Origin of the sequence: Bradyrhizobium sp. ORS 375, assembly GCF_000239775.1 — a bacterium.
Lineage (GTDB): Bacteria > Pseudomonadota > Alphaproteobacteria > Rhizobiales > Xanthobacteraceae > Bradyrhizobium.
The window spans coordinates 42,517-55,772 of sequence record NZ_CAFI01000453.1 but is presented as its reverse complement, the minus strand read 5'-3'; the positions used below and the strand labels follow the sequence as shown (position 1 = coordinate 55,772).

Here is a 13,256-nt window from a genome sequence, read left to right as displayed (position 1 = left end):
TGGCCTCCCGAGCCGCGATGCCCGAGGCGGCAATGGAGAGCCTGTGCGAGGCAGCCTGCGCCCTGCAGCTGCTCGAGCGCCGCGGTGCGGCGCGCTATGGGCTCGGGCCGCTCGGTGCGGCGCTGCTCGGCAATCCCGGCATTGCCGCGATGGTCCGGCATCACGCCGCGCTGTATGCCGATCTCGGCGATCCCCTCGCGCTGCTGCGCGGCCATGATCGCGAGCGCCGCCTCGCACATTACTGGCCCTATGCGCTCGATCATGGCGGCCAATCGCTGACACGCGACGATGTCGCGCCCTACACCGAGCTGATGGCGGCGTCGCAGCCGATGATTGCTGACGTGGTGCTGTCGGCCTATCCGCTGACCGGCCACCGCTGCCTGCTCGATGTCGGCGGCGGCGACGGCTCCTTCCTCTCGGCCGCCGCCCGCGCCGCGCCGCAGCTGCAATTGCAGCTGTTCGATTTGCCCGAGGTCGCCGCGATCGCCCGGGAGCGCCTGGCGAAGGCCGGGTTGGCCGGTCGCACGACCATCTCGCCGGGCAGCTTCTACGACGACCCGCTGCCATCGGGCGCGGACGTGATCTCGCTGATTCGCGTCGTGCATGATCACGATGACGACGCGGTAGCGCACCTGTTCGCCAAGGTCCGCGCGGCGTTGCCCGCTGACGGCATATTGCTGCTCGGCGAGCCGATGCGCGACGCCGCCGGCGGCAGCGACGGTGTCAGCGCCTACTTCGAAATCTATCTCCGGGCGATGGGGCAGGGCCGGCCGCGCAGCGCGAACCGCCTGCGGGAGCTGTTGAACGTGGCAGGGTTTTCGCAGGTGCGAGTGCTTCGCACGCGGATCCCCTTAATCGCCAGCGTGATTGTCGCGAAAAGCTGACACTCTGAATGTAAATTTATATTGACACTCTCCGTGACAGGACTAACCTGACACCCGTAAGAGAGCGGGCGTCGCCGGGGAGTTTGGGCTATGGACGCGATCGCCGTGGTGCTGGGGAGGCCGAGGGAGTTGTCGCTGCAGCATCTGCTGTTGGCGGATGCCCCGGACTGCCTGACCGTCGACATCGAATGGAGCGCGATCAGCACCGGCACCGAACGGTTGCTGTACGAAGGGCGCATGCCGCAGTTTCCGGGCATGGGCTATCCCCTGGTGCCGGGCTACGAGGCCGTCGGCCGTGTCGCGCACGCGGCGCCTCATTCCGGTTTTCGAAAAGGCGAGCGCGTGTTCGTGCCGGGCGCGGCGCGCTGCTTCGGCGAGGTGAAGAGCCTGTTCGGCGCCGCCGCCTCGCGGCTCAGCGTACCCCCTCAGCGCGTGGTCGCAATCGACGAGCTAAACGGCGAGCGCGGCGTGCTGCTCGCGCTGGCCGCCACCGCCTATCATGCGCTGTCGATCGGCGGCGACGGTCAGGCCGAGTGCGTGGTTGGTCATGGCGTGCTCGGCCGTCTGCTGGCGCGGCTGATCATCGCGATGGGCGGCGATCCGCCGGTGGTGTGGGAGAGCAATCCCGAGCGTGCCACGGGTGCGATGGGTTATCGCGTCATCGATCCCGCTGCCGACAGCAAGCGCGACTACCGCCTGATCTTCGATGCCAGTGGCGATGCCGGTCTGCTCGACAGTCTCATCGCGCGCCTCGCGCCGCGTGGCGAAATCATCCTGGCCGGCTTCTACAGCGCGCCGCTGACCTTCTCTTATCCGCCGGCCTTCATGCGCGAGGCGGCGATCCGCGTCGCCGCAGAATGGAAGCACGAGGATCTGCTCGCGGTGCGCAACCTGATTGATACCGGCCGTCTGTCGCTGGACGGGCTGATCACGCACCACGCGGACGCTTCGTCTGCGGAGAGCGCCTATCGGACCGCGTTCGACGATCCGTCATGTCTCAAGATGATCCTGGACTGGAGAGCAGCCCGATGAACGCCCCGACCAAGATCAGTGCGATGACGGATGCCCTGCGCGCTGAGGCCGCCATCGAGCCGGATGCGCCGGTAACGGCCGCGCCAAAGAAGACGACGCAGATCATCGCGATCTACGGCAAGGGCGGCATCGGCAAGAGTTTCACGCTCGCCAACCTGTCCTACATGATGGCGCAGCAGGGCAAGAAGGTGCTGCTGATCGGCTGTGATCCGAAGAGCGATACGACCTCGCTGCTGTTCGGCGGCCGCGCCTGCCCGACCATCTTGGAGACCTCGTCGAAGAAGAAGCTCGCCGGCGAGGAGGTCAAGATCGGCGACGTCTGCTTCAAGCGCGACGGCGTGTTCGCGATGGAGCTCGGCGGTCCCGAGGTCGGCCGCGGCTGCGGCGGGCGCGGCATCATCCACGGCTTCGAGCTGATCGAGAAGCTCGGCTTCCACGATTGGGGTTTCGACTACGTCCTGCTCGATTTCCTCGGCGACGTCGTCTGCGGCGGCTTCGGCCTGCCGATCGCGCGCGACATGTGCCAGAAGGTGATCATCGTCGGCTCCAACGATCTGCAGTCGCTCTACGTCGCCAACAATGTCTGCTCGGCGGTGGAGTACTTCCGCAAGCTCGGCGGCAATGTCGGCGTCGCCGGCATCGTCATCAACAAGGACGACGGCACCGGCGAGGCGCAGGCCTTTGCCGATGCCGTTGGCATTCCGGTGCTGGCCTCGATCCCGGCCGACGACGACATCCGCCGCAAGAGCGCGAGCTATCAGATCATCGGCAGGCCCGGCACGCCCTGGGCGCCGCTGTTCGAGCTGCTTGCGACCAATGTCGCCGAGGCGCCGCCGCAGCATCCGCATCCCCTGACGCAGGACGGCCTGCTCGGCCTGTTCAAGGCCTCGGATGTTGGCCGCGATGTCGTGCTGGAGCAGGCGACGCTCGAGGACATGTGCGGCAGCACGGCGGTGAACAAGCCGTCGCTCGAAGTGATCTACGACAATGTGTGATCAGTGCGTGCTGAGCAGCGGAAGCTAGTGCAATGAGCGATGCGGTGGTCCATCAGGCGGTGAGCGCGGAGAGCGGCGCGGCGGCAGGCATGCCGGCGCAGCCCGAGGCGCTCGGCTGCCATGCCGGCAAGGCCGAGCTCAAGAAGGCCGCCGACGCCGCCGGCAAGAGCGAGGTCCTGGCGCGCTATGCGGCCGACTATCCGGCCGGGCCGCACGACCAGCCGCAGAGCATGTGCCCTGCGTTCGGCTCGCTGCGCGTGGGATTGCGCATGCGCCGCACCGCGACCGTGCTGTCCGGCTCGGCCTGCTGCGTCTATGGTCTCACCTTCACCTCGCACTTCTACGGCGCGCGGCGCAGCGTCGGCTACGTCCCGTTCAACTCGGAGACGCTGGTCACCGGAAAACTGTTCGAGGACATCCGCGACGCCGTGTTCAAGCTCGCGGACCCCGCGAACTACGACTGCGTCGTCATCATCAATCTCTGCGTCCCCACCGCATCGGGCGTGCCGCTGCAGATCCTGCCGAAGGAGATCAACGGCGTGCGCATCATCGGCATCGACGTGCCCGGCTTCGGCGTGCCCACCCATGCCGAGGCCAAGGACGTGCTTGCCGGCGCGATGCTGAACTATGCGCGGCGCGAGGCGGAGCAGGGGCCGGTGCAGGCGCCGCGCGCGCCGCGGACTGACAAGCCGACGATCACCTTGCTCGGCGAGATGTTCCCGGCCGACCCCGTCGGCATCGGCATGCTGCTGGCGCCGCTCGGTCTCGCCGCGGGCCCGACCGTGCCGACGCGCGAATGGCGCGAGCTGTATAGTGCGCTCGACTGCGCAGCGGTGGCGGCCATTCATCCGTTCTACACGGCCTCGATCCGCGAGTTCGAGGCGGCGGGCCGGCCGATCGTCGGCTCCGCGCCGGTCGGTTGCGACGGCACCGCGGACTGGCTCGAGGCGGTCGGCATGACCTGCGGCGTCGGCCGCGCGCAGATCGACGCGGCGAAGAATGCGGCGCTGCCGGCGATCCGCGGCGCGCTTGCATCGGCGCCGATCCGCGGCCGCATCACGCTGTCGGGCTATGAGGGCTCTGAGCTGCTGGTCGCCCGTCTGCTGGTCGAGAGCGGCGCCGACCTGCGCTATGTCGGCACCGCGTGCCCGCGCACGCGCTGGTCGGAGGCCGACTGCGCCTGGCTGGAAGCTCGCGGCGTGCGCGTGCAGTACCGGGCCTCGCTGGAGCAGGATCTCGCGGCCGTCGACGAGTTCGCGCCCGATCTCGCGATCGGCACCACGCCCGTCGTGCAGAAGGCGAAGGCGCGCGCGATTCCCTCGCTGTACTTCACCAACCTGATCTCGGCGCGGCCGCTGTTCGGCGTCTCCGGTGCCGGCTCGCTGGCGCAGGTCGTCAACGCGGCGATCGCAGGCAAGGCGCGCTTCGACGAGATGCGCGACTTCTTCGAAGGTGTCGGTGAGGGCGACACCGCGGGCGTGTGGCAGGGGACCCCTGTCGCGCGGCCCGATTTCCGCGACAAGTACCGCAAGGCGGTCGCGGCGCAGACGAAGAAGCGCAAGTCCGAGGAGATGGTGTGATGCTGATCCTCGACCACGATCGCGCCGGCGGCTATTGGGGCTCGGTCTACGCGTTCACCGCGATCAAGGGCCTGCAGGTCATCATCGACGGCCCGGTCGGCTGCGAGAACCTGCCGGTCACCTCGGTGCTGCACTACACCGATGGCCTGCCGCCGCACGAGTTGCCGATCGTCGTCACGGGATTGGGCGAGGACGAACTCGGCCAGAAGGGCACCGAGCAGGCGATGAAGCGTGCCCGCGCCGCGCTCGATCCGGATCTGCCCGCCGTGGTCGTCACCGGCTCGATCGCCGAGATGATCGGCGGCGGCGTCACGCCCGAAGGCTCCAACATCAAGCGCTTCCTGCCGCGCACCATCGACGAGGACCAGTGGCAGAGCGCCAATCGCGCGCTGAGCTGGCTGTGGAGCGAATACGGCCTGCGCAAGATCCCCGAGCGCAAGCCGCGCGCCGAGGGCGAGAAGCCGCGCGTCAACATCATCGGCCCGATCTACGGCACCTTCAACATGCCGTCGGATCTCGCCGAGATCCGTCGCCTGGTCGAGGGCATCGGCGCCGAGATCAACATGGTGTTTCCGCTCGGCAGCCACGTCGCCGACGTGCCCAAGCTGGTCAATGCCGACGTCAACATCTGCATGTACCGCGAGTTCGGCCGGCTGCTGTGCGAGACCTTGGAGCGGCCGTATCTGCAGGCGCCGATCGGGCTCCATTCGACGACCAAATTCCTGCGCTCGCTCGGCGAGCTCACGGGCCTCGATCCGGAGCCGTTCATCGCGCGCGAGAAGCACACCACGATCAAGCCGGTGTGGGATCTCTGGCGCTCGGTGACGCAGGACTTCTTCGGCACGGCCAGCTTCGGCATCGTCGCCTCCGAGACCTACGCGCGCGGCCTGCGCAATTTCCTGGAGACCGAGCTTGGTCTTCCCTGCCACTTCGCAATCTCGCGCTGCGCCGGCGCCAAGACCGACAATGACGCGATCCGCAAGCTGATCCACGAGCGGCCGCCGCTGGTGCTGTTTGGCAGCTACAATGAGCGCATGTATGCGGCGGAAGCCGGCAACCGCGCGATCTACATCCCCGCGTCGTTTCCGGGCACGGTGATCCGCCGCCACACCGGCACGCCGTTCATGGGCTATGCCGGCGCCACCTACCTCGTGCAGGAGGTCTGCAACGCGCTGTTCGATGCGCTGTTCAACATCCTGCCGCTCGCAACCCAGCTCGACCAGATCGCAGCGACGCCCGCGCGTCTCGAGCGTGAATTGCCATGGGACGATGGCGCCAAGCTGGCGCTGGATCAGATCATCGAGACGCAGCCGGTGCTGGTGCGGATTTCCGCGGCCAAACGGCTGCGCGACGCGGCCGAGCGCGGCGCGCGCCAGGCGGGGCTCGACAAGGTGACGGAGGACGTTCTCGCGCAGGCGCGGTCACGGCTCGCAACGGGCCAGGCGGCGTAGGCAAAGGGGACGAGGCGGAGAGGGAGAGGACGATGTCGTTATACGAACGCATGGATCGTGACGTCGCGCCGAAATCGCGCGAGCGGATCGAATATCTCCTCGTCTACGCGGTGTGCTTCGCCGTGCTGATGGTCGAGGGCGTGCTGCGCCGGGTCGGCTCTGTCGTCACGGGCCATCGTCCGGCGCCGCTCGGCGCGATCTTCGGCGAGGCGCGGCTCAAGGCCGCGAACTGCGCGACCTCGTCGTTCATGGGGCTGTGAGGTCCCGAAAGTTTTCGAGCGTCGGGGCCGTGAGTTCAGGCCCCGCAAGACTTGCAAGAAATTCGCGCGGCTCGCCGCGCGGATGTCATCCCGGCAACGGGATGGCGCTTCGACGCCGCTCATTTCGGTGAGCGGCATCCGGCCGAAAGGCCAACACCAGGAGGTACTACTATGGTGGAACCAAACAAGGGAGGCTCTCTGTCGGGGCTGACCGAAGCGGAGGCTAGGGAATTCCATAGCATCTTCATGACGAGCTTTGTGGTCTTCACGGCGGTCGCGATCGTCGCCCACATTCTCGCCTGGATGTGGCGTCCCTGGCTGCCGGGGCCGACGGGCTACAAGGCGGCGCTGGATGGGGCAACCCACTACGCCACGCTCGCGCTCTCCTACCTGACCTGATCGAAAGGAGATAACTATGTGGCGCTTGTGGTTGCTGTTCGATCCCCGCAGGGTTCTCGTGGCTCTCGGCGTGTTTCTGTTCGGTCTGGCATTGGTGATTCACTTCATCCTGCTCAGCACGAACCGCTTCAACTGGCTGGAAGGACCTCGCGCGGCGAAGACGTCGTCGATCTCCGCTCCGGTCACGCCGGTGAAGCTCACCTAGAGCTTCGGCTCCAACAATGGGAAGCGGGCGTCAGCTCGGCGGCAGACCTTGCTCGCCCGCTTCCCAGATCTCCACGCTTTCAAATCTCCGGAGCTCCAAATCATCTGGAGCTCTACGAGTTCACGACCTCGCGATACGACACGTCACATATCGAGCGACGGGCAGCGGAGGCAGGACCGATGGCAATGCTCAGCTTTGAACGAAAATACCGCGTCCGCGGCGGCACGTTGATCGGCGGCGATCTCTTCGATTTCTGGATCGGACCGTTCTACGTCGGCTTTTTCGGCGTGACGACGATCTTTTTCACCTTCGTCGGCGTGGCGCTGATCCTCTATGCCACGGCGCTCGGACCGACCTGGAATCTCTGGCAGATCAGTATCAATCCGCCCGACGCCAAATACGGACTGTCGTTCGCTCCACTCACGGAGGGCGGCTTCTGGCAGCTCATCACCGTGTGCGCGCACGGCGCGTTCGTCTCATGGGCGCTGCGCGAGGTGGAGATCTGCCGCAAGCTCGCGATCGGCTACCACGTGCCGTTCGCCTTCGGCTTTGCGATCTTCGCCTATTTCACGCTGGAGGTGATCCGTCCGGTGCTGATGGGCTCGTGGAGCTACGCCTTCCCCTACGGGATCATCACCCATCTCGATTGGGTGTCGAACACCGGCTATCAGTTCGGCAACTTCCACTACAATCCCGCGCACATGATCGCGATCACGTTCTTCTTCACGACGTGTCTCGCGCTCGCGCTGCACGGCTCGCTGATCCTGTCGGCTGCCAATCCCGGCAAGGGCCAGGAGATGAAGTCGCCGGAGCATGAGAACACCATGTTCCGCGATCTCCTCGGCTACTCCATCGGCACGCTCGGCATCCATCGCCTGGGCCTGTTCCTGGCGCTGTCGGCCGTGTTCTTCAGCGCCGTCTGCATTGTCATCTCCGGTCCCGCATGGCTGCTGCCGGAAGGCAATGCCTGGTCGGATTGGTGGGAATGGTGGCGCAGGGTCCCGATCTGGTCGCCGCAATGAGTTCAAGGAGAGGTCGTCATGGCCCAATACCAGAACATCTTCACGCAGATCCAAGTTCGTAGTGCGATCTATCCGGGCATCCCGATCGAGCCGGGTGTCTGGGAGCGGCTCGGCAAGGGCAGCTTCAACTATTGGTTCGGCAAACTCGGCGACGCCCAGGTCGGCCCGGTCTATCTCGGCTTCCTCGGCCTGGCCTCGCTGATGAGTGGCTTCGCCGCGATCGAGATCATCGGTCTCAATATGCTGGCGTCGGTGAACTGGAGTCCGCTCGAGTTCATCCGACAGTTCCCGTGGCTGGCGCTGCAGCCGCCGGCACCGGAATACGGTCTGCAGATCTTCCCGCCGCTGCAGGAGGGCGGCTGGTGGCTGATGGCCGGCTTCTTCCTGACCACGTCGATCCTGTTGTGGTGGGCACGCACCTATCGCCGCGCGCGGGCGCTCGGCCTCGGCACGCATGTCTCGTGGGCGTTCGCTTCCGCAATCTGGCTCTATCTCGTGCTCGGCTTCATCCGGCCGATCTTCATGGGAAGCTGGAGCGAGGCGGTGCCGTTCGGGATCTTCCCGCATCTCGACTGGACCAACAACTTCTCCATCACCCACGGCAATCTGTTCTACAACCCGTTCCACATGCTCTCGATCGCCTTCCTGTACGGATCGGCGCTGCTGTTCGCGATGCATGGTGCAACAGTGCTGGCGATCAGCCGCTATGGCGGCGAGCGTGAGCTGGAGCAGATCGTCGACCGCGGCACGGCGTTCGAGCGTGGTGCGCTGTTCTGGCGCTGGACGATGGGCTTCAACGCGACGGCCGAGTCGATCCATCGCTGGGCCTGGTGGTTCGCTGTGCTTTGCACCTTGACCGGCGGCATCGGTATCCTACTGTCGGGCACCGTCGTCGACAATTGGTTCGAGTGGGGCGTGAAACACGGGCTGGCGCCGGCGCGCTGAAGTCCTGCAGGTCTTGTAATGTTGGACAGAGTTGAATCTGATCAAGTCGATCTGGCCGGGCGCAGCACGCGTCCGGCCAATCTTTTGGAAGCCATGCGCGAGCGCACCAAGACGCTGCACGTGACCGCGGAGCGGACCGGCGTCGTCGCCGAGCTGTTGCGTGGCCGCGGCACCGTCCAGGCCTACGCGCTGCTGCTGCGCAATCTGCTGCCTGTTTATGAGGCGCTCGAAGCGGAGCTCCTGCGTCACCAGGCTTCGCCGGTGGTCGGCCCGACGGTGCGGCCGGAGCTGCATCGGTGTGCTGCGATCAAGGCTGATCTCGCAGCGCTCGAGGCGAGCGATCTGCCGCTGCTGCCCGAAGCGATCGCCTATGTCCGGGCCATCCGGGAAGCGGGATCTGGCTCCGGTCATCCGCTGCTTGCGCACGCCTATACCCGCTATCTCGGCGACCTCAGCGGCGGCCAGATCATCAAGAAGATCCTTGCACGCTCGCTCGGGCTCGAGCCCGACGCGCTGTCGTTCTACGAGTTTCCGGAGATCGCTGACATCCCGCGGTTCAAGAACGAGTACCGCGAGGCGCTGGAGCGGGCCGGCGCTGCGATGGCCCAGCATGACGCGGTCGTTGAGGAAGCGGCCACGGCGTTCCAGCTGAACATCAGCCTGTCGCAGGCGCTGCTCGAGGCGGCGCGACTAGGCTGCTAGGGCAGGCGCAGGCGCTTGCTTACGGCACTCTCGTGTTTGAACGACCCGCTCGAGCCCGACAGCAGGTGGAGCCCGTCTGCCTCCGCGGCGACGGTGGGCTCCCCTCCCCGCAAGGGGGAGGGAGTAGACCGTGAGCGCGGTAAGATTTCGAGCGACATAGCTAAAGCGCGTGTGACATCGTGAATGCGGTTACGGCCCGAATAAGGGGCCGCGCTCGACAAACGTTCTTTTACGTCACTCCTCGCTCTGCGAGCGATACCACACCAGATGCTCGAGAATCCCCAGGGTCCTGGCCGTCGAGTTGCGGATGCTCTCCAGCATCTCCGGCATGCTGCCGGCCTCGGCGCCATGCGTGACTTCGAGCGCGGCGAGCTGGGCGTTCTCGACGGTGGAGGCGGCGAGCTCCTTGTAGATCAGGCTGGCGCTCTGATCGAGCCGCAGGCTCGGACGGCGGGCGCCGTCGATCTCCTCCTGGAAGCGGGCGCGCGCGGCTTCTGCGGTCTTGCGCTCGGTGAGGTCGGAGAAGATCAGCACGAAGCCGAGCACGCGGTCATGCGGGGCGATCACCGGATCGGCGCGCACCATCAGCGGCCGCTGCGGCGAGGCGCCGCCGGTCAAGGTCAGCTCGCCGCGCCAGCTGCGCTTGTTGCGCATGAGGTCGTCGAGATTGGCGCGGAATTCGGCCGGCGCGGTGCAGTAGCTAGAGAGGTCGCGCAAGTGGGGGATGTGCGGATGGGACGCCCGCAGCTGCTGCTCGAACGCTTCGTTCATCAGCAGGATGCGGCCCTCGACGTCGGCGATGATCACCGGCTGCTCCGAGCGCAGCACCTGGGCGCTGATCGTGGCGAGCTGGTCCTGCGCGATCACCATGCGCACCGAGCGCAACTGCAGCGCGACGTCGGCGACAGTCTCGCTGACCAGCCGCGCCGAGGCGAGCTCCGCCGGCGACCATGGCTCGGACTTGCCCTCGACCAGCTGATGCCATTGCGCGAAGGAGCGCCGCGGCGACAGATCGGACGGATCGTCGCCGATGATGACCGCCTTGAGCGGATCGCCGCCCCAGGTCACCGTCCGTACCTGCTCCGGCCGAAACCACAGCAGATACTCGCCCTCGCTGGCCGACAGCGGCGCGGCGATCAGGCCAGAGGCAATCGAGCGAATGTCGGCGAAGGACGGCTCGTCGAGCGTCAGCGAGGCCGTCACCGTCAGCCCTTGCGCCGGCGCGTCCGGCGCCTTGCGTCGGCGATCGAGCCAGCTGGCGAGGTCGCGGATGCGCTGCGTCGACGGCACGTCGCCGGCGGTCATCACCTGGCCCTCGAACAGGAGCGCCGCGCCGCTCGCGCCGAGCGGCTGCAGCAGGGATTGCGAGCCATCGAACAAGGCGGCCTGCCACTCGCCGTCGCGCGATACCGCCTCGACCAGCCGCTGCTCCAGCCGGCGCACCACCAGCTCCGACTGGCTCTGGGCAAAGCTCTCCAGCGCCGCGATGCGGATCGCGCAGGTCTCGGCCAGCGCCTCGCCGGCGGCGCGGATGTCGAACGGCACGAACCGCGGCTCATAGTGATGGCAGGCGATCAGTCCCCAGAGCCGGCCGCTGACCATCAGCGAGCACACCAGCGTCGCGCCGACGCCCATGTTCTGCAGATATTTCTGATGGATCGGCGACATGCTGCGCAGGCAGCTCAGGGACATGTCGAGGTCGCGGCCGTTCAGCGGCGAGATTCGTGGCTGCAGCGGCACCGGCGAGTAGTTGACGTCGACCAGCAGGCGCACGCGGTTGCGCTCATAGAGCCGCCGCGCGATCTGCGGAATGTCCGATGCCGGATAGCGGTTGCCGAGAAAGGCCTCGAGGTCCGGCCGCCGGCGCTCGGACAGCACCTCGCCATGGCCCTCCTCGTCGAAGCGATAGACCATCACGCGATCGTAGCCGGTGATCTCTCGGAAGATCGTCGCCGTCTCGTCGCAAAGGCCGATAAGCGAGGAGGACGAGGTGATCCGATGGAAGGCGCCGTCGAGCGCGGGCGCGACGTTGGTGGTCTTGGTCGCCGGCTCCAGCTCGACGATCAGCCCGCCGTTGGAGGGGCGATGGACAGTGCAGTCCACCCGGCGCGGTGGTGAGCCGGCGGTGCAGCGCAGGGTCATCGGCGCGAGATGCAGCGGACCATTGAGATGCGGCAGGATCTGCAGCGCGAGGTCACCTCCGAGGTCACGCAGCGGACGTCCGACCACCGAGCTGACGTTCAGGAACTCCGCCGCATTGATGCTGGCCTGGATGACGACGTTATCGGGCTCCTTCACCGCCAGCAGAATGCCATGCGGCTGGATCGAGCCTGCGAGATGAATCTGTTCGCGCTCGCAATTCGCAAGAGTAGCGTGGCCGAAGGCTGGCGTCGTCAGCGGAACGGGCAACTAGCTCCCCTTTTCGGTTTCCTCGCCGTTTTCTTCGAGTTGGCTGAGATTATACCGATCAAGCTTGGCGTAAAGACTCTGGCGGCTCAGACCGAGAATTTCGGCCGCCGAGGTGCGGTTCCCATTGGCCAGTTCGAGCGCAGCGCGGACGTAATGCTGCTCGACCACCTCCACCGTGCTCCTCACCAGATCGCGCAGCGGTGTCTTGCCGACGGATTCATTGATACCCGCAAGCGCGGCCCGCAGATTGTCATGCTCGGCCGTCGGCGACAACCGTCGGGCGATGTTGCGCAGGACGAGGCCGATCCGGCGCTGGCTGTCCTGCCCATGCGCCGCCGCCGAGATCTCGACCTCCGTCTCGGTTCCCAGCTCGCCCTGGATGGTGGTCGAGAGCAGCCGGACCATGCCATGGCGTTCGACATTGGAGATCAGCACCGCCAGGTCAGCGCCGGGGCGCGTCAGCCAGCGGCTCAGCTTCTCGCCGATCAGCGCCTCTTTCGAGCCGATCTCGACCAGCTCCAGGAAGGCGCGATTGGCGCGCCTGATGCCGCCGGTGCCGTCGATGCTGATCACGGCGTCCGGAAGATTATCGATCAGGCTCTCCGGATCATCCGTGACCGGGCCAGGCTGGATGGACTTGCCGATCGGCGCCATCTGCAGCAGGAACATCGGCGCGTTGTCGCTGGTCATCAGCGAGCCCCGGAGCATCCAGGGCGCGGCGTCCTCGCCGAGATGGATCACGATGCCCGGGGCCTTGCCCTGGTCGCGCACCCGCCGCAGCATCAACTCGACCGGCTCGCGGTCCTTGTCCGGAATCTCGTGCAGGAACTCGCGCCCGACCAGATTGTCGCGGCGCCGGCTCGACACGCCGAGCGCGGCAGCCGCGGTGCGATTGGCCTCGACGATGCGCAGGTCCGCGACCTTGGTCAGTAGCACGGCCTCGTTGGAATCCTCGATCACCAGGCGATAGCGCGTCTCGATCTCGCGCAGGCGCCAGTAGTCGCGCTCGATGGTCTGCTGCGCCGAGATCAGCCGCGCCTGAAGCTCCGCGACGGCCTGCAGGTTCTTGCCGATCGCCAGCATGCCGGCGCGGCCGCCGAGCAGCACGGTGGTGAACTCCATCGGCAGCTCGAGGCCGCTCGGGAACCGCTGCGTGATCTGGCGGAACGCGGAGATGCCGGTGCGCTTGGTGTCCTGCATGATGCGCTCGATCTTCTCGCTCGCATCGTCGACAATTTCGGACCACGCACGGCCCAGCCACACGTCGACGTTCTCCGCCGACATGTTCGGAGACAGCGTGGCCTCGCGGATCACGCCGTCCATGTCGAGCAGCAATGTCACGTCGGGTCGTGGACCGTGAAACTCGGCCATG

Annotated in this window: 13 protein-coding genes; 11 read left to right on the top strand and 2 right to left on the bottom strand. The window is 66.6% G+C overall.

The annotated features are described in order from the left end of the window. The 11 genes from BRAO375_RS30500 to BRAO375_RS30450 form a co-directional block, all read left to right on the top strand. A partial coding sequence (locus BRAO375_RS30500) for a methyltransferase (protein WP_035643127.1) occupies positions 1–884 on the top strand: 884 nt, incomplete at its 5' end. Between the two features lie 90 nt (positions 885–974). Next, on the top strand, positions 975–1,916 hold the full coding sequence (gene bchC / locus BRAO375_RS30495; protein ID WP_009031278.1) for a chlorophyll synthesis pathway protein BchC: 942 nt from the start codon (positions 975–977) through the stop codon (positions 1,914–1,916). Then, the gene (locus BRAO375_RS30490) at positions 1,913–2,911 is read left to right on the top strand and encodes a chlorophyllide a reductase iron protein subunit X (RefSeq protein WP_009031277.1); all 999 of its coding nucleotides are present in this window, start codon (positions 1,913–1,915) and stop codon (positions 2,909–2,911) included. Before bchC ends, BRAO375_RS30490 begins: the two co-directional genes overlap by 4 nt. A gap of 32 nt (positions 2,912–2,943) precedes the next feature. Continuing rightward, positions 2,944–4,491, top strand: a complete 1,548-nt coding sequence (gene bchY, locus BRAO375_RS30485; RefSeq protein ID WP_009031276.1) for a chlorophyllide a reductase subunit Y — start codon at positions 2,944–2,946, stop codon at positions 4,489–4,491. Continuing rightward, positions 4,491–5,942 carry a chlorophyllide a reductase subunit Z gene (gene bchZ, locus BRAO375_RS30480; RefSeq protein WP_009031275.1) on the top strand — a complete coding sequence of 484 codons (1,452 nt, stop codon included), beginning with the start codon at positions 4,491–4,493 and terminating at the stop codon, positions 5,940–5,942. The genes bchY and bchZ overlap by 1 nt, the downstream gene beginning before the upstream one ends. A gap of 32 nt (positions 5,943–5,974) precedes the next feature. Beyond that, positions 5,975–6,202, top strand: coding sequence for a hypothetical protein (locus tag BRAO375_RS30475; RefSeq protein WP_009031274.1), 228 nt, complete (start codon positions 5,975–5,977; stop codon positions 6,200–6,202). Between the two features lie 171 nt (positions 6,203–6,373). Further along, entirely contained in the window at positions 6,374–6,601 is a 228-nt protein-coding gene (pufB, locus tag BRAO375_RS30470; protein WP_008964695.1) for a light-harvesting antenna LH1, beta subunit, read from the top strand. Positions 6,602–6,617: 16 nt separating this feature from the next. Next, positions 6,618–6,806 carry a light-harvesting antenna LH1, alpha subunit gene (gene pufA, locus BRAO375_RS30465; protein ID WP_006615514.1) on the top strand — a complete coding sequence of 63 codons (189 nt, stop codon included), beginning with the start codon at positions 6,618–6,620 and terminating at the stop codon, positions 6,804–6,806. A 179-nt stretch (positions 6,807–6,985) separates the two neighbouring features. Next, complete coding sequence (pufL, locus tag BRAO375_RS30460; RefSeq protein ID WP_009031273.1) at positions 6,986–7,828, top strand: photosynthetic reaction center subunit L; 843 nt, start codon at positions 6,986–6,988, stop codon at positions 7,826–7,828. A gap of 18 nt (positions 7,829–7,846) precedes the next feature. Further along, positions 7,847–8,773 (top strand): photosynthetic reaction center subunit M, encoded by a 927-nt coding sequence (gene pufM, locus BRAO375_RS30455; protein ID WP_009031272.1) that lies wholly within the window; start codon positions 7,847–7,849, stop codon positions 8,771–8,773. An 18-nt stretch (positions 8,774–8,791) separates the two neighbouring features. Next, positions 8,792–9,475, top strand: a complete 684-nt coding sequence (locus tag BRAO375_RS30450) for a biliverdin-producing heme oxygenase (RefSeq protein ID WP_064742429.1) — start codon at positions 8,792–8,794, stop codon at positions 9,473–9,475. Positions 9,476–9,709: 234 nt separating this feature from the next. Here BRAO375_RS30450 and BRAO375_RS30445 read toward each other — a convergent pair whose 3' ends face one another. Together BRAO375_RS30445 and ppsR are read right to left on the bottom strand one after the other, a co-directional pair. Continuing rightward, a complete protein-coding gene (locus tag BRAO375_RS30445) occupies positions 9,710–11,884 on the bottom strand; it encodes a GAF domain-containing protein (RefSeq protein ID WP_009031270.1) in 2,175 nt (724 codons plus the stop codon). Further along, entirely contained in the window at positions 11,885–13,255 is a 1,371-nt protein-coding gene (gene ppsR / locus BRAO375_RS30440) for a transcriptional regulator PpsR (protein ID WP_009031269.1), read from the bottom strand. Position 13,256 lies beyond the last annotated feature (1 nt).

What these genes read in the sequence shown, in the direction of transcription:
- bchC (WP_009031278.1), top strand. Translation starts at nt 975, where the DNA reads ATGGACGCGATCGCCGTGGTGCTGGGGAGGCCGAGGGAGTTGTCGCTG.
- BRAO375_RS30490 (WP_009031277.1), top strand. Translation starts at nt 1,913, where the DNA reads ATGAACGCCCCGACCAAGATCAGTGCGATGACGGATGCCCTGCGCGCT.
- bchY (WP_009031276.1), top strand. Translation starts at nt 2,944, where the DNA reads ATGAGCGATGCGGTGGTCCATCAGGCGGTGAGCGCGGAGAGCGGCGCG.
- bchZ (WP_009031275.1), top strand. Translation starts at nt 4,491, where the DNA reads ATGCTGATCCTCGACCACGATCGCGCCGGCGGCTATTGGGGCTCGGTC.
- BRAO375_RS30475 (WP_009031274.1), top strand. Translation starts at nt 5,975, where the DNA reads ATGTCGTTATACGAACGCATGGATCGTGACGTCGCGCCGAAATCGCGC.
- pufB (WP_008964695.1), top strand. Translation starts at nt 6,374, where the DNA reads ATGGTGGAACCAAACAAGGGAGGCTCTCTGTCGGGGCTGACCGAAGCG.
- pufA (WP_006615514.1), top strand. Translation starts at nt 6,618, where the DNA reads ATGTGGCGCTTGTGGTTGCTGTTCGATCCCCGCAGGGTTCTCGTGGCT.
- pufL (WP_009031273.1), top strand. Translation starts at nt 6,986, where the DNA reads ATGGCAATGCTCAGCTTTGAACGAAAATACCGCGTCCGCGGCGGCACG.
- pufM (WP_009031272.1), top strand. Translation starts at nt 7,847, where the DNA reads ATGGCCCAATACCAGAACATCTTCACGCAGATCCAAGTTCGTAGTGCG.
- BRAO375_RS30450 (WP_064742429.1), top strand. Translation starts at nt 8,792, where the DNA reads ATGTTGGACAGAGTTGAATCTGATCAAGTCGATCTGGCCGGGCGCAGC.
- ppsR (WP_009031269.1), bottom strand. Translation starts at nt 13,255, where the DNA reads ATGGCCGAGTTTCACGGTCCACGACCCGACGTGACATTGCTGCTCGAC.